Consider the following 19,324-nt stretch of genomic DNA (forward strand, 5'->3'; position numbering starts at 1 on the left):
GAGTCGCTGGGGGTGGGCAAACGGATGTTCGTACGACAAGCACTGCGGTACCGCTGGTCCCAGGCGCTGGTGCTGGCCGGCATCAGCCTGCTGATCGGGACCTGCGCGGTGTTCGGGCCGTGGTTCGCCCGCGCCGTCCAGCAGACCGTGATGACCGAGACCCTGTCCGGCCAGCGGCTGTCGGCGGCGTGGCAGCTCGAGACGAGTCCGGCCCGGAGCTCGGCGAGCAACCCGCAGCCCGAGGACCTGACAAAGCTGATCCCCGCCGACATCGCGCCCCTGTTCACCAAGCCCGTGCTGGGTATCCACAGCGACGTCAACTGGCGTGACGCGCCCGAGCCGATCGTCAGCCGGTTGCTGTGGCGGGACGGCTACTGCACCGAGATCGTCGTGGTCGCCGGCCGCTGCCCGAGCGGGCCGAACGAAGTGATCGCCTCGACCGTCGACCAGAAGACCTGGGGTCTCGAGCCCGGCAAGACCCTCGCGGTGGTCCCGGAGACCTCCGACGTCGGCGGCACGCTCAAGGTCGTTGGCCTCTACCGTCCGAAGGACAGCGAGGCGGACTACTGGTTCGGTCGCCCACCCGTCGGTCACTCCCATCCCCCGATCGACAAGCAACCAGGCGAGTCCGACTACTTGCTGACCGACCGTACGACGTTCGCGGCGAACACCTGGAGTCAGCACACAACGCTAGACACGCGGCCGGCGCCGGGAGTGGCGAGGCTCGACGACCTGGACCGCCTCGAAGCAGCCTCGAACGCCGTCAAGATCAAAGCCACCGACCTCGGTGCGGAGAACACCTCCGGCCTGCCCGGCGTGCTCGACCGGATCCGGAACGAGCGCGGACAGGCCGCGACGATCATCCCGCTGGTGATGGTGCAGGTCGCTCTGTTCGGGCTGGTCGTCCTCGCACTGGCTCTCGCCGTGGTGGTCGACCAACGGCGGCCGGAGATCGCGGTCGCCCGTCTGCGCGGATCCACTGCCCGTCGCACCGGCCGCTCGTTGTCCGTCGAGCTTGGTATACCAGTGCTGCTGGGAACGCTCGCCGGAGCACCGGTCGGCTTCGCGCTGCTCCTGATCGTCCGGGCCACCTGGCTGCACCATGGCTCCCCCATCGAGCTGCCGTGGACGGTCCCGGTGGCCCTGCTCGCGGTCGCGGTAGTCGCTCTCGGTGTCGTGGTGCTCCAGGTGCGTGGCGTCGTTCGGCAGCAGATCTCCGCCCTTCTACGGCGAGTGGCACCACACCGTCGCGGCCGGACGCTGGGCATGGTCGACCTGGCCATCATCGTGCTCGCCGTCGCCGGCCTCGTGTCCGGTCTGACCGGCTCGGGTCGAGGCCCGCTGCCGGTACTCGCGCCCGCGTTGCTGGCGCTCGCGGTGGGACTCACGTTCGCCCACCTGCTCCTTCCGCTCGCGGGCCTCATCAGCCGGCGGGCGTTGCGCCGGGGACGCCTGGGCCTGGCCCTCGGGGCACTGCAGATCTCCCGCCGGCCCGCCGTCACCCGCATCGTCGCGGCGGTCGCGGTCGCCGCCGCGCTCGTCGTGTTCGCCGGTCAGGCCGCGTCGGTGGGCGAGCACAACCGGGAGTCCCGGGCCGGCTACGAGACCGGCGCCGGGGGCGTGCTGCGGGTGAACGCCGGCTACCTGGGCAAGTTCACCCAGGCGATCGACAAGATCGACCCGGACCGCCACTGGCTGACCCCGGTCGTGCTGACGCGACCGCCGTCGCCCGACTCGCTGCAGACGATGATGATCGAACCGGACAGCTTCCAGCGGATCGCGTACCGCGGCGACCGGCTCACCGACGCCGAGGGGTTCCGCAGGCTGTCGGCGCCGAGCGTCCGGCCGATCGAGTTCCGCAGTACCGAGCTGACCATCACCGCCTCGACCGGACCGATGACACCGGTGCAGGCGAAGACGGCCAACGACGGTCAGGAGCCCGTGCCGCAACCGGCCGCGAAGTCTGTCCGGCTGGTCGCGAACGTCGTCAACCTCGGCACCGGAGCGCGCAATCTGCTGACCTTTCCCCGGCTGCCGCTGGGCCGGCAGGCCGAACTGCAGGCCAAGATCGACTGTCGCGATGGATGCCAGCTCCTCCGGCTCGGCATCAGCCGCGACCTGGACGACCAGGCCGGGATCCGCGGTGACGTGAAGATCGAGAAGCTCTCCAGCGACGACCACGCCTCCATCCCGCTCGGCCGGCCCGAGGACTGGCAGTCAGTCAAGCAACCGGACTCGAGCCAGGACTCGATCGAAGCGGCGCAGGGCGGTGCACTGACGATGGCGGTGACGAACCTGGGCGGCGACCAGCTCCTGCAATACGCATCGGTACCGGCCGTGACCCCCGCGCTCGTGACGCCGGACTACCGGTACGACGCCTCGGCCACGAGTCCCGGATTCGACGGCGCACCGATCGCGCTGGCCAAGCTCGACCGGCTCGACGGTCCGGTGAACAGGTTCCCGCTCCGCACCGCGGTCGTCGATCTGGAGACGGTACGGCGCCTCGGCGGGACAGTGGACGAAGCGTCGACCGAGTTCGAGCTCTGGCTGAACGCCGATGGCCTGGCGAAGGCCGACGTCATCGTCGGGCAGCTCCGCGCGGCCGGGTTCGCACCGGAGTTGATCGACCGCCGGACCGACCGGATCGCGTCGTACGGGCGGTCTGCGAGTGCACTGGCCCTGCAGCTGACCCCTGTGGTCGGGATAGCGGGCTGGGCGCTGGCGATCGTCGTACTGCTGCTTACTGTGGTGACGTCGTGGCGGTCGCGGGCTCAGGACTACGCGAGCCTGCGGATCACCGGCGTACCCGCGAGCACGACTGGGCGGGCCGCGCGGTGGGAGCAGACCGGTCCGGTGGCTTTGGCCGTGCTGCTGGGGTCGGTGTGCGGTGTGATCGGCGCGCAGATCGCATTGCCCTTGATACCGCTGTTCGCGGACTCCGGTGGGCCGATACCGCTTGAGCTCAGCACCAACTGGCCGGTCGCACTGCTGCTCTGGCTCGCGGGTACGGCGGTACTCGCGGCCGTGACGCTCTTGCTGGGCACCGGCGTCAACCGGCGCGCCGGCTTCGCCCGAATCCGGGAGGACCTGACGTGACCGGCCTCGCCATCAGTACGACGGGACTCGTGCACATCTACCGTGCACACGGGCATGACGTCGCCGCGCTGTCCGGCATCGGGATCACCGTCCGCCCCGGCGAGTTGGTGGGCCTGCTCGGGCCATCCGGGGCCGGGAAGTCGACACTGCTGCAGTTGTGTGGCGGACTGCTGACCCCGAGCGCGGGCCGGTTGCAGATCGGTGAGCACAACGTCGCGACCATGACCGAGGCCGAGCTCGACCGGATGCGGTCCGGTGACGTGGGCATCGTGCTGCAGGGGGCCGGGCGCAACCTGATCCCGTATCTCACGCCGGTGGACAACATCCGCTACGCCCAAGGCGCGGCACCACGGGACCGCGAGCTGCCCACGCCCGATGCGATCCTTGAGCTCGTCGGCCTCCCCCAGCACGCGAACACCCCGTTGACCGCGCTGACGCCGGGCCAGATCCAGCTGTGTGCGGTGGCGGTCGGGATCGCGACGTTCCCAGGACTGTTGCTGGCCGACGAACCGACCAGCCAGCTCGACCACCACGCGCGCGACGAGGTGCTGGCGGCGATCCGGACGATCAACGCCGAGACCGGGATGACCGTGCTGCTGATCACCCACGACCCCGAGGTGGCGGCGACGTTGCCGCGGACGATCACGATCCGGGACGGCCGGATCGCCTCGGAAGGACGTTCAGGCGAGGAGTACGCCGTGGTCGCGACCGACGGCTCGTTGCCGCTGCCGCCCCACGTGGCCGAACTGCTGCCGGCCGGGACGCTCGTCCAGGTCACGACGGAGGACGGCGGGATCCGGCTCACCCCGGTCGACCAGGAGGGAACGCGGTGATCGACGTCAGCCAGGTCACGGTCACCTACGGCGAGACGACCGCGGTGGCGGACGTGTCGTTCCGGGTGCCGCCGGGATTCGTACTCGCGGTCAGCGGCCCGTCCGGCGCCGGGAAGAGCTCGTTGCTATGGGCAATCGCCGGCGCCGTACCGCTGACCACCGGTCAGGTCGAGGTCGACGGACTCGTGATCAAGGACCGGCCGTCGGCGGCCGCGCACGGCGTCGTCCTGATCCCGCAGGGCAACGGACTCGCGCGCGTGCTCACCGCCCGGGAGAACCTCTCGATCCCACTGCTCGCCGAGCGCAAGCCGAGGGACGAGCTCGACCGGGCGGTCGAAGCGGCACTCACCCAGGTCGGCCTGGAGGAGAGTGGGGACCATCTGGTCGAGGAACTGTCCGGTGGTGAACAGCAACGCGTGGCCGTTGCCCGCGGCATCGCCCAGCAGGGCCGGGTGATCCTGGCCGACGAGTCCACCAGCGAACTCGACAGCACCAACCGCGAGCGCGTCCTCGAACTGCTCCGCGCCGAGGCGGATCGCGGCGCCGCCGTCGTGATCGCCACCCACGACCCCAACGTCGCCGACAGCGCCGACGGCCACGCGCTAATGGACGAGGGCCGGCTCAGCTGGCTGCGGCGCCTGTGACGCCACGTCGGGTCCGACCAGCACCGGATCGAGCTGGATCCTGGTCACACCGAGCGGTGCGAGCATCTCGCGCAGCGCCTCCTCGGTGAGCCGCATCCACTCCTGCCGCGGACCCGTTGCCGCGCGCAACTGTGCGAACGTGGTGAAAGCAATGCCGACCCGTCGTCCGTCGGGCAGTCGCCCGGTCTGCAGCGCGGCCGCCGCACCAGTCGATCGAACGGGAACCAACCAGTCACCGCAATGTCGAGGCTTCACACTTCGACGTTAAGCCGCCGCGTGGCCGGATTCCCCTGTCCTCACAGAACTCCCACATCATTCTCACAGGCCCAGCTGGGTCGGGGTGGTCGGCGGCCCGGTCTCCAGTACCTTCCGCACCAGCTCGGGGAGAGCACGGGGTGCGAAGGGACCGTCGTGGGCCTCGAGCTCGGCCGGCGTCCACCACGCGTGGCCGTAGACGTTCTCGGCCTCCAGCTCCGCGTCGGTCAGCTCGCCGGCCGGAGTGAAGCCGTCCACGCGGACCAGGAAGTACTCGTTGAGCACACCGTCGTACCCGGTGGCGTGGCCCTCGGCAACGACCTCCTGGTGCCACAGGTGCGGCGGATCGTCCGGGACGTCGAGGCCGATCTCCTCGCGGAGCTCGCGCCGCAACCCGTCGACGACGGACTCCCCCGCCTCGATGCCGCCCCCGGGCGTCGCCCACAGCGGACCTGAGGAGAACTCGAACCGGACCAGCAGGATGCGGTCGTCGGCGTCGATGACGACACCACGAGCGGCCGGGCGCAGGTGCGGCAAGGTCAGCTCCAGCTCGCGATGTTCTTCGACCGCGCGGAAACCGAAGCGGGCGTTGACCTTGCGCATCGGCGCGTTCGACAGTGCGGTCCACGTGTGCAGGAAGCGCTGCGTGGTCCGGTGCTTGGCCAGCTGGGTGAGGTTCGCCAGCTTGAGGTGCGTGCCCAGGTGGTGACCGCGATGCTCGCGCAGCACCAGCGTGTCGTCCTGCTGGGCGTGCTCGGCATCGGCGCGCGGCAGGTACAGCAACGTGTACCCGGCGGGCTCTCCCGAGAGCGTGTGCGCCATCGTCACCAGCGCGAGATAGTTGCGGTCGATCCGCTGCTCACTCGCCTGCAGCTTCTCGACCGTCCACGGCACGACTTCCCGCGTCATCCCGCCGGTCGGTACGTCGTGATCCATCGCCGTGTGCAGATCGGCGTACGCCTGCTGATGTTCCGGCGGGCAGACCCCCGCCCAGGATGTGAGTTGGTAGCCGTCAAGTGAGCCCGCGGACTCCACCAGCTCGGCCAGCCGGAATTCGTCGTACGGCAGCGGTACGACGAGATGCTCCTCGACATGCTCGACGGTGAAACCGAGCCGCGCGGCGAACGCCGCTCCCGGCCAGGGATCCGACGGCACCTCGAGCTCGGCCTGGACGATCGTCCGGCCGAGCTGCGCCGACCGCGTGACCGCCCACTGCCACAGCGCCGTACCGATCCCCCGGCGCCGGTGCTGCGGCGGTACGGCGACGTCGACCTCGACCGTGTCCAGATTGTCGGTCAGCCGGTACCCGAACACCATCGTGCCGAGCACCCGGTCGTCCTCGAACGCGGCGACCGCGAGCCGCTGCTTCAGCGGGCCCGGGTGGCGCAGCGACCACCCGAGCGCCTCCCGCCCGACCACCAGGGCGGCTTCCCGGCCGGCGACCGAGCCGGCCCGGTAGGCGTCGAACCACTCGTCGAACAAGGCCAGGTCGGCCGGGTCGATCTCGCGAACGATGATCACCCGGCCGACCCAACCAAACAAACGGGTCAGAACGCCAGTCGACAACTCAGACCGGCGCGACCTTGCCCTGGTACATGTACATGATCACGAAGTTGTCCGCGTACGGAGCGTTCTTCAGGATCGGGTCGTCGTCCGCCGGGAACTTGGCGACCCGGGTCCCCTCGAGGGCCGGGTTGTTACCGTAGCGCTCCCACAGCGGCATGATCGGGAGCAGTTCGTTGAAGGCCAGCGCCGCGGCGGTGACGTTCTTCTTCTGCTCGTCGAGGTTCAGGCCCTGCGCGGACTTGTCGACGACGGCCTGCAGGTCGATCGGACCCGCGGATGTCGTCTGCTTGAGCGGGAAGTTCATTCCCTTGCCGCCGGAGTTCGCCGCCGTCACGTAGTTGAACGTGTAGAGGTTCTGGACGAACGAGAAGTACGGGTGCGGGTGCGACGACGCGCCCCAGCTCTGGATCGCCATGTCGAACTTGCCGGCCAGGACGTCCGGGTTCAGCTGGGTGAACGTGATGCCGCGCTTGGTGATGTTGAACCCGAACTTGTTCAGCTGGTCAGCCGCGTTGGTGGCGGCCGGGTTCCAGTCGGCGAACTCGGTCGGGAACTTGATGTCGTAGGCCGCCGGCTTGCCGTTCGGCAAGGTCCACTTCCCACCGGAGTTCTTCCAGCCCGCCGCCTGCAGCAGCGAGGTGGCCTTGGCCTCGTCCTTCTCGTAGGCCTGCAGCTTCTTCTGGTCCTCGTCGGAGATCCAGTCCGGTACGGCGATGTCGGAGAAGCCGGCCATGAACTTGCAGGCCTTGCCGGAGTCGCCGAGCGCGACGGTGCCGTTCTCGTTGCGGTCGATGATGTAGGCGATCGCCTGCCGCACGCGGACGTCGGCGAACTCCGGGTGGGTGGTGTAGTTGTACACCAGGGCCGGGCCCGAGTACACCGGCGGACGGAGGATCCGGAAGCCGGTGTTCAGGAACGTCTTCTCGCTGGCCACCGCGAAGCCGTGGGTGGCGTAGTCGACGTCCTTGTTCATCACCGTCGGGGTGATGTCGGAGGTCTCACCGTTGTACAGCAGGACCTTGCTGAAGCCGATCTTGTCGGCGAACAGGCCCTTGTCGTTCTTGACCAGGCTCATCTGGGAGTTGGTCATGGTCTTGGCGTCGTAGTTGAACGGGCCGGACACGACCGGGTTCTCTGGGCGGAACTTCTGGAAGTCACCGTTCAGCGCCTTGCCTTCGGCACTGTCCAGGCTGGTCTTGGCCTTGCGCATCGTCTCGGCCTTGGTGGCCCACTCACCGTAGACCGAGTCCGGCAGGATCGGCGCCCGGAGGATGTAGCGCTCGAGCACCGTCGACGGCGTGCCGATGGTGAACAGGACGGTGGTGTCGTCCTGGGCCTTGACGTCGGACAGGAACGTCCACGACTGCTGGCGCATCAGCCAGTGCAGGTTGAACGTCGACACGACGTCCTTGCTGGTGATCGGCGAGCCGTCACTCCAGGTCAGTCCGGACCGGAGCTTCATCGTGTAGGTGTTGGCCGCCTCGTCCAGCGCACTGGACTCGGCCATCATGTATTCCCACTTCTTGTCCGCCCAGTAGTACAGACCGCCGCTCGGGTAGATCAGGTCGAGGTACGGGCTCTGCTGCTGGATGCCGTCGGTGACACCGGCGGCCAGGTTGAAGTGACCCTTGGGGGGCAGCTGGTACGGGTACGCGCCGTGGAACTCCTTGTTACCGCCCGACTTGCTGCTCTCCGCGGTCGGAGAGCTCGGTGAACACGCCTCCAGCGACCCGATGCCGGCGATGCCGACGCCGGCGATGCCGAACAGCTGGAGCACGTGCCGGCGAGAGACCGCGTTGGTCCGGTCGCTCGCGCCGGATTCGTTGGTGCCGGTGGGACTCATCCTTCGTCCTTTCCTGAACTGACCGCACGCCCGCGTGGTCAGGCACTACCACTGGTTACTGCTAACCGTCCTCGCGTTTCTCCCGGCGCCTGGTCAGGACGACCCCGGCGACGACGATCAGGCCCAAGAGCAGGCCCAAACACAAGGTGAACAGGGTGATCACGAACTCTGGTGTCCCCGGCGTCAGCGTGAGGAGCAGAAGCACGCTGGCCAGGACCAGGAACGCCGCCCAGCCGAGAGCCACTCGGCCGATCTCGGGAGGCATCAGCCGGCCGGCTCGTCCGACGGCCTGAGCTGGTCGACGCCGTCGCGTGCCACCACATGGCACGCGGCCGACTGACCGGGACGGATGTCGACCAGTTCGGGCACCTCGCCGTCACACAGGCCGCCCTCGAACAGCGGGCAGCGCGGATGGAACGAGCACCCGGGTGGCAGGTGCGCCAGGCTCGGGATCTCCAGGCTGCGCAGCGAGCCGGCGCCCTTGGTCTTGGTCAGGTCCGGATCGGGCTCCGGGATCGCGTCGATCAGCGCCCGGGTGTAGGGATGCGTGGGCGCGTTGATGATCTGCCGCGTCGGCCCGAACTCGACGATCCGGCCCAGGTACATCACCGCGGTCTTCCCGTTCCAGCCGAAGTACTTCGCGATCGCCAGGTCGTGGGTGATGAACAGGAACCCGACGCCGAGGTCGTCGCGCAGCCGGCCGAGCATCGCCAGCACGCTGATCCGGATCGACACGTCGAGCATCGAGGTCGACTCGTCGGCGATGATCAGCTTCGGGTCCAGCGTCAGCGCCCGGGCGACCGACGCCCGCTGCCGCTGGCCGCCGGACAACTGGTGCGGGTACTTCTGCAGGTAGTTCTCCGGTGGGGTCAGGTCGACCTTCGCCAGCAGCTCGGCCGCTCGCGCGGCGGCGGCCTTCGAGCCCTTGACCACCCCGTGCTTGAGCAGCGGCGCGGTCAGCGTCTGCTGGATGGTCCGGGTCGGGTTCAGCGAGGCGTACGGATCCTGGTGGACGTACTGGACACTCCGCCGGAACGTGGAGAAGTCCTGCCGCTTCATCGACCAGATGTCGGCGCCGTCGAAGGCCACCTGGCCGCCGGTCGGACGGGACAGACCGGCCGCCATCCGGGCCGCCGTGGTCTTGCCGGAGCCGCTCTCGCCGACCAGGCAGAGCACCTCACCGGGATTCACCGACAGGTCGACGTTGTCGACCGCGCGGATCGGGCCGGCCTTGGTGTCGAACACCTGGCTGACCCCCGCCAGCGTCATCAGTGGCTTCCGCCCGTCGGCCGTGCTGGCCGGGGCCGTCTCCATGGCGGTCATGAGGCGGTTCCTAGCGTGTCGGTGGGCCGCTTGCGTTCGAGGTGGACTTCTTTGGAGTGGATGCAGGCGACCTCGTGCGCGTCGCCCGGCTGGTCGGTCACCGCGAGCAGCGGCGGATCCTCCGCCTTGCACTCGTCGGTGGCGAACTTGCAGCGTGGGTGGAACGTGCAGCCCTTCGGCAGGGCCGCCAGACTCGGCGGTCCGCCCGGGATCGACTCGAGGTCCGGCAGGTCGCCGACGATCGGCGGCACGGCGTTGATCAGGGCGAGCGTGTACGGATGCCGTGGCCGGTAGAACAGGTCCCGGACGCCACCGGTCTCGACGAGGCGACCGGCGTACATGGTGGCCACCCGGTCGGCCAGCTCGGCGGCCAGCGACAGGTCGTGCGAGATGAAGATCATCGAGAAGCCGAGCCGGTCCCGGACCTCGTGCAGGACGTCGACGATCGATCGCTGCGTGAGGATGTCCAGGGCCGTGGTCGGCTCGTCCAGGATCAGCACCTCCGGGTCGAGCAGCAGGCTCATCGCGATCAGCACCCGCTGCCGCATACCGCCGGACAGTTCGTGCGGGTAGCTGTCCATCACCCGGGCCGGCTCCAGCCGGACCAGCCGGAGCAGCTCCCCGGCCCGGTCCTCGACCTCCTGCCGGGTGGCCTTGGTGTGGGCCCGCATCGTGTCGTACATGTGCCCGCGGATCTTCAGCAACGGGTTGAAGGCGTTCATCGCGCCCTGGAAGACCATCGCCGCGTCCCGCCAGCGGAACTCCCGCAGGTCGCGGCCGTTGAGGCCGAGGATGTCGATCTCGGCACCGTCGCCGCGGTTGAACGTCACCGTGCCGCTGGCGTGGCCCAGCCGCGGCAGGAGCCGCAGCAGACCGAGCCCCAAGGTCGTCTTGCCGCAGCCGCTCTCCCCCACCAGCGCGAGGCTCTCGCCGGGGTACAGGTCGAGGTCGACGCCGCGGACGGCCTGCACCGTGGCACCGGCGCCGGTCCGGTACTCGACCTTGAAGTCGCGGATGGACAGCAGTGGCTTGCCCTGGCCGCCACGCACGGCGCGGGCAGCTGAGGTGGAGGTGTTCGGAACAGTCACCAGGCTCACCGGTCCCGGAGGCGCGGGTTGAGGATCTCTTCGAGCGATCTCGTCATCATCACCAATCCGAGGAGCAGGAGGACGATCGCCGCGATCGGGCTCAGGATGAACGCCAGGCTGTCCTCGTTGAAGATGGCGCCGGCGATCCAGGCGCGGTTGAGCATGATCCCCCAGTTCGATCCGGTCAACGGCGCCAGACCCAGCAGGTAGAGGCCGACCAGCGCGTAGATCGCGTTGCTGACGGCGATCATGAAGTTCATCAGGATGAAGCTGGCCATGTTCGGCAGGATCTCGACGAAGATCACCCGGACCGTGCCGAGGTCGAGCAGCCGGGCCGCCTCGACGAACTCACGTTCCTTCAGCGAGAGCACCAGGGACCGGATCGCCCGGGTCAGCACCGGCCAGGCCAGGCCGCCGACCAGGAAGGCGAGCAGGATCGGCGAGTCGAGCTTGAACAGCGCGCCGAGCACCGCGAGCAGCACGATCGTCGGGATGGTGAGCGCGACATCGGCGGCGCTGACCACGACCGAGTCGACCCAGCCACCGAGGTAGGCGGCCAGCGAGCCGAGGACGATCGCGATGACCGTCGAGATCGCGGCGGCGAGGAATCCGATGAAGATGACGGACGCCCCGCCGTCGATGATCTGGATCAGGACGTCCTTGCCCTCGTTGTCGGTGCCGAGCAGGTGCCCGGGCGATCCGGCGGGCAGCATGATCGACTTCACGTCCGGAACCAGGTCCGGGGTGAAGATCGGCCCGATCGCGGTGATCAGCACCAGCAGCGCGACGATGATGAAGCCGATGAAGCCGGCCGGGCTCCGGCGCAGCCCGCGGAGGATGCCGGACATCCGGCCGACGCTGGTCGTGCCGATGACCTCGCTGGGGCCGGGGATCGCTACATCTGTCATGTCGGACATCTCGTCACCCCTTCGCCTTGGCGCCGAGCCGGATCCGCGGATCCAGCCGGCTGTAGAAGATGTCGGCGACGAGGTTGGCCGCCACCACGGAGATCGTGAGGACCAGGAAGATTCCCTGCAGGACCGGGTAGTCGCGGCCCGAGAGCGCGTTGTAGAGGCTGAAGCCGATGCCCTGGTAGCCGAAGATCCGCTCCACGAAGATCGACCCGCCGACGACGAAGCCGAGCGACACGGCGAGCGCGCTGAACATCGGCAGGACGGCGTTGCGTCCCACGTATCCGGTGCGGATCCGCGCCGACGACAAGCCGCGGGCCCGGGCGACGGTCACGTAGTCCTCGCCCAGTGTCTCCACGGTGGAGGACTTCATCACCAGTGCCCAGGACCCGACCGTGGTCAGGGTGTAGGCGAGGATCGGCAGCGTCGCGTGGTACAGCGCGTCGCTGAGGAAACTCAGGGTGAAGCCGGGCTCGACACCCGGCGAGTACGAGCCGCGGGCCAGGGTCAGGTTGAACCACTGCAGTTTCACGCCGAGGAAGACCACGATCAGGATCGCGAGGATGTAGTTCGGGATCGCGTGCAGCAGCGCCCCGAGCGAGGTGAGCACGTGGTCGATCCAGCTCTCCCGGCGGTAGGCCATCACCATGCCGGCCAGGATGCCGATGACGAAGGCGATGACCGTGGCGATTCCCACGGAGAACAGCGTCCAGGGCAGATAGGTCCTGATCACCTCGGCCACCGTGGTGCCGGGTGACAGCAGCGAGTTCCCGAAGTCGCCGTGCAGCATGTTGACCATGTAGTTGGCGTACTGCTGGATCAACGGCTGGTCCGGATCGAGCGAGAACAGGCTGCGCGCCTGCGCGGCGGCGTCGGCGTACGAGACACCGGTCTGCGCGATCTGGGTCGAGATGAAGGTGTCGACCGGGTTGCCCGGCAGCAGCCGGACCAGGAAGAACGTCAGCGTCGCGACGATGTAGATGGTCAAGATCGCCTTGGCCAGTCTTCGGACCAGCCAGGCATTATAGAAACGTCGCACCGCCGTCGGTCTCGGCTCTTGGGCCGGACCTTCGATCAGCTTCGACGCGGATGTCTCGACCGCACCGCTCACTGCTCACCTCCACACGACTGCCAGGGAAAAGTCGGTGGCACGGACCCTCAGACAGCGGATTTAGTAATGCTGTCTTGCAAGGATCTGCGCATAGTGACGACAGTGTGCGCAACCTCGGTCAGCGAGTCAACGTCTTGAGGCAACGTTGAGACAACGTTGCGAACCGTGACGCAACGGTATCGGGGCGTGTCGGAATCGCCCGCCTCCGACACGGGAGGCGGGCGATCCCTGATTGCTCAGCGGGTGGCGCGGTTGATGGCGGACACGACCGCCTTGAGCGAGGCGGTGAGGATGTTGGCGTCCCGGCCGACACCCCAGAAGACCTCGTCGCCGACCTCGCACTCGACGTACGCCGCGGCCAGCGCGTCGCCGCCCGCGGACAGCGCGTGTTCGTGATAGTCAAGGACACGGACGTCGTACTTCAGCGGCTTGATCGCGTCGACGAAGGCCGACACCGGACCGTTGCCCTCGCCCACCAGCTCGTGCGGCACGCCACCGGAATAGACCTGAACGCGAAGCTGGTCACCCTGGCCTTCGCCGGAGGTCGAATTGACCGTCAGCAGCGACAGCTTGCCCGGGGCCAGGTACTCGTTCGCGAAGATGTCCCACATCTGCTGCGGGCCGACCTCGCCGCCCTCGGCGTCGGTGTGCTGCTGGATCACCCTGCTGAACTCGATCTGCAGCCGGCGCGGCAGGTCGAGCCGGTGCTCGGACTTCATGATGTACGCGACGCCGCCCTTGCCGGACTGCGAGTTCACCCGGATGACCGCCTCGTACGACCGGCCGACGTCCTTCGGGTCGATCGGCAGGTACGGCGCCTCCCAGGCGATCTCCGACACCGGCTTGCCCTCGGCCGCCGCCTGCTTGTCCAGCGCCTCCAGGCCCTTCTTGATGGCGTCCTGGTGCGATCCGGAGAAGGCGGTGTAGACCAGGTCGCCGGCGTACGGCTGGCGCTCAGGAACGCGCATCTGTGTGCAGTACTCGACCGTACGGCGGATCTCGTCGATGTCGGCGAAGTCGATCTGCGGGTCGATGCCCTGGCTGAACAGGTTCATCCCCAGCGTGACCAGGTCGACGTTGCCGGTCCGCTCACCGTGGCCGAACAGGCAGCCCTCGACGCGATCGGCCCCCGCCATCAGCGCCAGCTCGGTCGCGGCCACCGCCGTCCCGCGGTCGTTGTGCGGGTGCAGGCTGATCGTGCTGTACTCACGCCGGGTCAGGTTGCGGCCGAACCACTCGATCTGGTCGGCGTACACGTTCGGCGTCGACATCTCGACGGTGGCGGGCAGGTTCAGGATGATCTCGCGGCCCTCGGCCGGCTGCCACTGGTCGCTGACCGCCTCGCACACCTCGAGCGCGAACTCCAGCTCGGTCCCGGTGAAGATCTCCGGGCTGTACTGGTAGCCGAACTCGCAATCGCCCAGCATGTCGTCGGCGTACTTCATCACCGTCTCGGTGCCGCGGACCGCGATGTTCAGGCACTCGGCCTTGTCCACGTTGAAGACGACCCGGCGGAACAGCGGCGCGGTCGCGTTGTACAGGTGGATGGTCGCCTTCGGCGAGCCCTGCAGCGACTGCACGGTCCGCTCGATCAGCTCGTCGCGGGCCTGGGTCAGCACCGAGATCGTCACGTCGTCGGGGATGACGTCCTCTTCGATCAGGCTGCGGACGAAGTCGAAGTCGTACTGGCTCGCGCTCGGGAAGCCGACCTCGATCTCCTTGTAGCCCATCTTCACCAGCAGGTCGAACATCCGCCGCTTGCGGGCCGGGGACATCGGCTCGACCAGGGCCTGGTTGCCGTCGCGGAGGTCGGTGGACAGCCAGCGCGGGGTGTGGTCCACGGACTTGGCCGGCCAGGTGCGGTCCGGCAGGTCGATCGGCGGGAACGCGCGGTAGCGGTGGATCGGCATGCCGGTCGGCTGCTGGACAGGCTTGGGCTGGTTCTTGGGTGCCACGGGGGTTCTCCTCGGAGGATGTGCTGCAGTCGCTGGGGGGTCGTGAGGACGACCGGCGCGTACGACGAGACTCCGCGGCGAGGGAACCGGCCTTGTCAGGCCTCGCCGCGGCAGCGAAGGAGGAGAAGCTGGTGCCGCATGATGCCAGTGAGTGTAGGCACAACCCACCCGGCCCGTCGAACCGGGGTCTTGACCGCCGAGACACGGAGCGTGATCGCTGCGGTTGGTAGACAACGTCTACGGCGATCGTGTAGACACTGTCTACGTGATCGCTCTGGGGCTACTGACGGCGTCCGCGTGCTGCCATGCCGCCTGGAACCTGCTGATCAAGAGGTCCGGTCAGGGCGGTCCGGGATTCGTGTGGCTCTGCGGCCTGATCACGCTGCCGCTCTCCCTGGTTCTGCTCATCCGCGGCTCGATCGCGACGACCTGGTGGCCCGCACTGGTCAGCATGGTCCTGCACACGGCGTACGCCGTGACCCTGCAGAAGGCGTACGGCGCCGGCGAGTTCTCGACGGTCTATCCGGTCAGCCGAGGGACGGCACCTGTGCTGGTGACGGTGGCGGCGATTCCGTGGGTGGGCAATCCCGGACCACGGGTCTTTGCCGGTGCCGCCGTGGTGCTGGGCGGCGTACTGCTCATGGACGGGTTGCACTCGCGCCGCTTGGGGCGCGGAATCGGCCTGGGCCTGGCGGTTGCGAGCTGCACCGCCGCTTACACGCTCTGGGACGGATTCGCGGTCACGTCGCTCGGCGTCGACGTACTGACCTATCTCGCCGTGGCGAACGTGGCACAGGTCGCGGTGTTGACCGTGGTGGTCCGGAACTTCGATCTGAGCCAGTGGCGTCGCGCGGTGCCCATCGCCGTCCTGACGCCCGCCAGCTACGGCCTCGTCCTCCTGGCTCTGTCTCTTGCTTCGGTCGACACGGTGGCGATCGGCCGCACGCTGAACGTCGTCCTCGGAGCCCTGCTCGGTGCGGTCGTCCTGCACGAACGACTCACGCTCCCCCGCATCGCCGGACTCGCCACCATCATCGCCGGCGTACTCCTGACTTGTGTTCAAGGGCGCTTGAAATTTTAAGCTTCGGGTATGACTGATTCCCTCGCCGATCGGATCGGCAGTCACGGGCTCGGCGTCCTGGTGACGATCAAGCGGGACGGACGACCGCAACTGTCGAACGTCACCTATGTGTACGACGGCACCCGGATCCGGGTCTCGCTCACCGATGGCCGCGCCAAGACGAAGAACCTCCGCCGCGACCCGCGCGCCAGTCTGTACGTCGACGGCCCGCGCGGCCGCTCGTACGTCGTACTGGAGGGCAAGGCCGAGCTCAGTCCGGTCGCCGCGGACCCGTACGACGAGGTCGTCGAGGATCTCGTCGACTACTACCGGACCGCGTCCGGTGAGCACCCGGACTGGGACGAGTACCGCGCGGTGATGGTCCGCGACCAGCGGCTGATGTTCTCGATGACCGTCGACCACGCCTACGGGATGCCGACCCCGAGCTGAACGAGGTCGCCGGCCCGGGCCGCGTCGCGGTACCGCTTGGGCGCGATCCCGTTGACACGTTTGAACGCGTTGCTGAAGGCGCTGTCGGACGTGTAGCCGAGGGAGTGCGCGAGGGCCGACAGCGGTTCGTCGCTCTCGCGCAGCGCCCGCTGGGCGAGCCGCATCCGCCAGTTGAGCAGATAGGTCAGCGGCGGCTCGCCGGCGACCGCCTTGAAGCGTTCGGCGAAGGTGGTCCGCGACATCGACACGGTCCGGGCCAGGTCGTCGAGCTGCCAGGCCCGGCCGGGATCCGCGTGCATCGAGCGGACCGCGGGCGCGATGCGTTCGTCACCGAGGGCCCGCAGCCAACCGGCCGGCAACGTCCGCGCCTCGGCCAGGTAGCTCCGCAGCACCTGGACGAAGACCAGCTCGACAAGGTTGCCGGAGGCAAGCTCTGACCCGACCCGGCCGTCGGCCACCTCGTGCGCGAGCCGGTCCAGCAGCCAGCGCAGCACGACGGCCTCCTCACTGTCCGCCCTGACGTGCAGCAGCGGCGGCAGCGCGTCCAGCAGCAGCTCACGGCCGACCTCGTTGAGATCGATGTGGCCGCCCAGGTTGACCACCTCGCGGCCCTCGCCGATCCGCACCATCGGCGGCCGGTCCGGCGGGAACTGCTCGGTCGCGTCCACCGGCTCGAGCTCGAGGTCGCTGGTCAGCACGAAGCCGCGGGTCCCGTCGAAGACCGCCAGCTCACCGGGCATCAGCCGGACCGGCGCGTGCTCGTCCAGGACCAGCCAGCACTCGCCTTCCGTGATCGCGATGAGCTTCAGCCGGTTCGGCTTCGGGAAGCGCAGCGACCACTGGCCGCCGGCGACGAACCCGCCCGACACCACACAGCGCGCGTCGATCAGCTCGAGGACGTCGGATAGTGGATCAGCGGGCATATCCGTACTATCGCGCAAGAAATCCGGACTCACAAATATTCTGCGTCCGGATCCGCGTTCCTACGCTGAAGGCATGACCACTCCCCAAGAACCCATCGGCTCCGGCTTCGGCGCGGCCTCCACGGCTGCGGACGTCGTCCGGGGCGTTGACCTGACCGGCCGGACCGCGATCGTCACCGGCGGATACTCCGGGCTCGGACTCGAGACCGTCCGGGTCCTGCGGCTGGCCGGCGCCGAGGTGATCGTCCCGGCCCGCGACGTGGGCCGTGCCGGCAAGGCCGTCGCCCAGTTGAGCGGCGTGCGGGTCGCCCCGATGGACCTGCTCGACCAGGACTCCATCGACGCCTTCGCGGACACCTTCCTCGCCGACGGCAAGCCGCTGCACATCCTGGTGAACAGCGCCGGCATCATGGCGAACCCGTTCACACTCGACGCCCGCGGCTACGAATCGCAGTTCGCGACCAACCACCTCGGACACTTCCAGCTCACCACTCGACTGCTGCCGGCCCTGCGGCAGGCCGAGGGCGCTCGCGTCGTCTCGGTCTCGTCGCGCGGGCACCGGTACTCCGATGTGCACTTCGACGACCTGCACTTCGCGCATCGCGAGTACCAGCCGCTGACGGCGTACGGGCAGTCGAAGACGGCGAACGTCCTCTTCGCGGTCGCGCTCGACGAGCGTGAGCAGGACAACGGCGTACGCGCGTTCTCCTTGCATCCCGGCAGCATCGTCACCAATCTGGCGCGGTATACCAATCCCGAGACACTCCGCACGGCCGGCGTCCTGGACGCGGACGGCGAGCCGGTGATCGACCCGGCGCGAGGACTCAAGACCGTCGAGCAGGGCGCGTCGACCAGCGTCTGGTGCGCGACCAGCCCGCAGCTCGACGGACGCGGCGGCGTGTACTGCGAGAACACCGACATCGCCCCGATCCGCACCGACGAGGCGGAGCTCGGCGAGCTGGAGATGTCCGAGGGCACGTACGGCGTCCGGCCGTACGCGATCGACGCCGACGCGGCCCGGCGGCTGTGGACGGTCAGCGAGGAACTTCTCCACCACCGATAAATCTGTCGCGGTAAGTGTCCATCTAGTGGACGCTGAGGGCGTGGAGATCACCAGACTGTCGCCCGACGACGAGGTCGGCTGCGCGGACGCCGTGGCGCTGATCAGCGTCGCGACCAAGCTCGACTGCCCGGCCGCGAACGTACCGACGCCCCGCGGCTACGCCGCCAAGTTGAAGCACGGCTGGGATGGCGACCCGGGCCGGGCCTATCTGGCCCGGGACGAGGACGGCGTGGCCGTCGGACTTCTCGGCCTGCACGCCCCGACGTACGACAACACCCATCTCTCGTGGGTCGACCTGCAGGTTCACCCCGACCACCGCGGACGCGGGATCGGCACCGAGCTGCTCGCATACGGCGAGCAGCTGGCGCGCGAGCTCGGCCGGACCAGCGTCGGCACGGACAACTGGGACCTGCCGAAGGCGAACGCGTTCTCGCTGCGGCACGGGTTCGAGCAGAAGGCGATCGAGGTCAACCGGCGGCAGGACATCGCCGGCCTCGACTGGTCCGTCGTGCAGCGCTTGTACGACGAGGCGGTTCAGGCATCGCAGGGGTACGAACTACTGCGGCTGACCGGGCCGGTGCCCGAGGACCTGATCGGCGGTCTGGTCGCGCTGACCGCGTCGATCAACGACGCACCGAAGGACGACCTGGACATCGAGGACGACGTGTTCACCCCGGAGCGGCTCCGCGCGTACGAGGCCGCCCAGGAAGCCGGCGACCAGAGCGTCTACCGGGTGATCGCGCGCGAACGTTCGACCGGCGAACTGGCCGGCCACTCGGTCATCGCGGTCGAGCGCGAACGACCGCACATCGCCGAGCAGCACGACACCGCCGTCGACCGCAACCACCGCGGCCACCGCCTCGGCGCCCTGGTCAAGACCGCCATGCTGCTGTGGATGCGCGACCAGGAACCCGCGATCACCCAGCTCGACACCTGGAACGCCGAGTCCAACACCCACATGATCGCGATCAACGAACAACTCAACTACCACATAGTCGCCCGAGCCATCGCCTACCAGAAGCCGCTCTAGTCGGCAGGTGGTTCATCCCACGCGTGCTACGCAGGCACTCCTTCGTCGCGCCCGCTACGCGCGCTCCCGCCCACCCGATGGGGTGTACCAAGGTTGTTGGACAGGTGCTCTTGGTTGAGAGGATTTGTTCATGGCTGAGAAGCGTCGCCGGTTCAGTGCGCAGTTCAAGGCTG

Annotated in this window: 17 protein-coding genes; 7 read left to right on the forward strand and 10 right to left on the reverse strand. The window is 68.5% G+C overall.

Translation table 11 applies throughout. From position 1 onward, the window contains the following. Positions 1 to 24: 24 nt before the first annotated feature. The 3 genes from ACZ6O0_RS34560 to ACZ6O0_RS34570 are packed head-to-tail and all read left to right on the forward strand — an operon-like array spanning position 25 to position 4,573. A complete protein-coding gene (locus ACZ6O0_RS34560; protein ID WP_465769235.1) occupies positions 25 to 3,096 on the forward strand; it encodes an FtsX-like permease family protein in 3,072 nt (1,023 codons plus the stop codon). Then, positions 3,093 to 3,929 (forward strand): ABC transporter ATP-binding protein, encoded by an 837-nt coding sequence (locus tag ACZ6O0_RS34565; protein ID WP_465769236.1) that lies wholly within the window; start codon positions 3,093 to 3,095, stop codon positions 3,927 to 3,929. The genes ACZ6O0_RS34560 and ACZ6O0_RS34565 overlap by 4 nt, the downstream gene beginning before the upstream one ends. Further along, positions 3,926 to 4,573: an ABC transporter ATP-binding protein gene (locus ACZ6O0_RS34570; protein ID WP_465769237.1), complete on the forward strand. Its 648-nt coding sequence runs from the start codon at positions 3,926 to 3,928 to the stop codon at positions 4,571 to 4,573. The genes ACZ6O0_RS34565 and ACZ6O0_RS34570 overlap by 4 nt, the downstream gene beginning before the upstream one ends. On the opposite strand, the gene ACZ6O0_RS34575 is transcribed toward ACZ6O0_RS34570, so the two are convergent. The 9 genes from ACZ6O0_RS34575 to leuA form a co-directional block, all read right to left on the reverse strand. Further along, on the reverse strand, positions 4,532 to 4,801 hold the full coding sequence (locus ACZ6O0_RS34575) for an SAV_915 family protein (RefSeq protein ID WP_465769238.1): 270 nt from the start codon (positions 4,799 to 4,801) through the stop codon (positions 4,532 to 4,534). The genes ACZ6O0_RS34570 and ACZ6O0_RS34575 overlap by 42 nt on opposite strands. Positions 4,802 to 4,891: 90 nt before the next feature. Further along, entirely contained in the window at positions 4,892 to 6,349 is a 1,458-nt protein-coding gene (locus tag ACZ6O0_RS34580; protein ID WP_465769239.1) for a bifunctional GNAT family N-acetyltransferase/NUDIX hydrolase, read from the reverse strand. A 46-nt stretch (positions 6,350 to 6,395) separates the two neighbouring features. Beyond that, entirely contained in the window at positions 6,396 to 8,237 is a 1,842-nt protein-coding gene (locus ACZ6O0_RS34585; RefSeq protein ID WP_465769240.1) for an ABC transporter substrate-binding protein, read from the reverse strand. 61 nt (positions 8,238 to 8,298) lie between these two features. Continuing rightward, positions 8,299 to 8,502 carry a hypothetical protein gene (locus tag ACZ6O0_RS34590; protein ID WP_465769241.1) on the reverse strand — a complete coding sequence of 68 codons (204 nt, stop codon included), beginning with the start codon at positions 8,500 to 8,502 and terminating at the stop codon, positions 8,299 to 8,301. Then, a complete protein-coding gene (locus tag ACZ6O0_RS34595) occupies positions 8,502 to 9,560 on the reverse strand; it encodes an ABC transporter ATP-binding protein (protein ID WP_465769242.1) in 1,059 nt (352 codons plus the stop codon). The genes ACZ6O0_RS34590 and ACZ6O0_RS34595 overlap by 1 nt, the downstream gene beginning before the upstream one ends. Beyond that, entirely contained in the window at positions 9,557 to 10,648 is a 1,092-nt protein-coding gene (locus tag ACZ6O0_RS34600; protein ID WP_465769243.1) for an ABC transporter ATP-binding protein, read from the reverse strand. Before ACZ6O0_RS34600 ends, ACZ6O0_RS34595 begins: the two co-directional genes overlap by 4 nt. 5 nt (positions 10,649 to 10,653) lie before the next feature. Beyond that, the gene (locus ACZ6O0_RS34605) at positions 10,654 to 11,556 is read right to left on the reverse strand and encodes an ABC transporter permease (RefSeq protein WP_360367466.1); all 903 of its coding nucleotides are present in this window, start codon (positions 11,554 to 11,556) and stop codon (positions 10,654 to 10,656) included. A gap of 13 nt (positions 11,557 to 11,569) precedes the next feature. Continuing rightward, entirely contained in the window at positions 11,570 to 12,670 is a 1,101-nt protein-coding gene (locus ACZ6O0_RS34610) for an ABC transporter permease (protein ID WP_465769244.1), read from the reverse strand. 236 nt (positions 12,671 to 12,906) lie between these two features. Then, positions 12,907 to 14,580 carry a 2-isopropylmalate synthase gene (gene leuA, locus ACZ6O0_RS34615; protein WP_465769255.1) on the reverse strand — a complete coding sequence of 558 codons (1,674 nt, stop codon included), beginning with the start codon at positions 14,578 to 14,580 and terminating at the stop codon, positions 12,907 to 12,909. 310 nt (positions 14,581 to 14,890) lie between these two features. On the opposite strand from leuA, the gene ACZ6O0_RS34620 reads away from it, so the two are divergent. Together ACZ6O0_RS34620 and ACZ6O0_RS34625 are read left to right on the forward strand one after the other, a co-directional pair. Continuing rightward, entirely contained in the window at positions 14,891 to 15,706 is an 816-nt protein-coding gene (locus ACZ6O0_RS34620) for an EamA family transporter (protein ID WP_465769245.1), read from the forward strand. 9 nt (positions 15,707 to 15,715) lie between these two features. Beyond that, positions 15,716 to 16,135: a PPOX class F420-dependent oxidoreductase gene (locus ACZ6O0_RS34625; protein ID WP_465769246.1), complete on the forward strand. Its 420-nt coding sequence runs from the start codon at positions 15,716 to 15,718 to the stop codon at positions 16,133 to 16,135. Here the strand turns inward: ACZ6O0_RS34625 and ACZ6O0_RS34630 are convergent. Continuing rightward, positions 16,111 to 17,058: an AraC family transcriptional regulator gene (locus tag ACZ6O0_RS34630; protein ID WP_465769247.1), complete on the reverse strand. Its 948-nt coding sequence runs from the start codon at positions 17,056 to 17,058 to the stop codon at positions 16,111 to 16,113. The genes ACZ6O0_RS34625 and ACZ6O0_RS34630 overlap by 25 nt on opposite strands. A gap of 73 nt (positions 17,059 to 17,131) precedes the next feature. Here ACZ6O0_RS34630 and ACZ6O0_RS34635 point away from each other — a divergent pair, with 73 nt between their 5' ends. Both ACZ6O0_RS34635 and ACZ6O0_RS34640 read left to right on the forward strand, forming a co-directional pair. Further along, on the forward strand, positions 17,132 to 18,121 hold the full coding sequence (locus ACZ6O0_RS34635) for an oxidoreductase (RefSeq protein ID WP_465769248.1): 990 nt from the start codon (positions 17,132 to 17,134) through the stop codon (positions 18,119 to 18,121). Between the two features lie 40 nt (positions 18,122 to 18,161). After that, entirely contained in the window at positions 18,162 to 19,151 is a 990-nt protein-coding gene (locus tag ACZ6O0_RS34640) for a GNAT family N-acetyltransferase (RefSeq protein WP_465769249.1), read from the forward strand. Positions 19,152 to 19,324: the final 173 nt, after the last annotated feature.

The sequence above is a fragment of the Kribbella sp. NPDC048837 genome (assembly GCF_055586945.1).

What these genes read in the sequence shown, in the direction of transcription:
- ACZ6O0_RS34625 (WP_465769246.1), top strand. Translation starts at nt 15,716, where the DNA reads ATGACTGATTCCCTCGCCGATCGGATCGGCAGTCACGGGCTCGGCGTC.
- ACZ6O0_RS34635 (WP_465769248.1), top strand. Translation starts at nt 17,132, where the DNA reads ATGACCACTCCCCAAGAACCCATCGGCTCCGGCTTCGGCGCGGCCTCC.
- ACZ6O0_RS34590 (WP_465769241.1), bottom strand. Translation starts at nt 8,502, where the DNA reads ATGCCTCCCGAGATCGGCCGAGTGGCTCTCGGCTGGGCGGCGTTCCTG.
- ACZ6O0_RS34605 (WP_360367466.1), bottom strand. Translation starts at nt 11,556, where the DNA reads ATGACAGATGTAGCGATCCCCGGCCCCAGCGAGGTCATCGGCACGACC.
- ACZ6O0_RS34595 (WP_465769242.1), bottom strand. Translation starts at nt 9,560, where the DNA reads ATGACCGCCATGGAGACGGCCCCGGCCAGCACGGCCGACGGGCGGAAG.
- ACZ6O0_RS34630 (WP_465769247.1), bottom strand. Translation starts at nt 17,058, where the DNA reads ATGCCCGCTGATCCACTATCCGACGTCCTCGAGCTGATCGACGCGCGC.
- ACZ6O0_RS34585 (WP_465769240.1), bottom strand. Translation starts at nt 8,237, where the DNA reads ATGAGTCCCACCGGCACCAACGAATCCGGCGCGAGCGACCGGACCAAC.
- leuA (WP_465769255.1), bottom strand. Translation starts at nt 14,580, where the DNA reads ATGCCGATCCACCGCTACCGCGCGTTCCCGCCGATCGACCTGCCGGAC.
- ACZ6O0_RS34560 (WP_465769235.1), top strand. Translation starts at nt 25, where the DNA reads ATGTTCGTACGACAAGCACTGCGGTACCGCTGGTCCCAGGCGCTGGTG.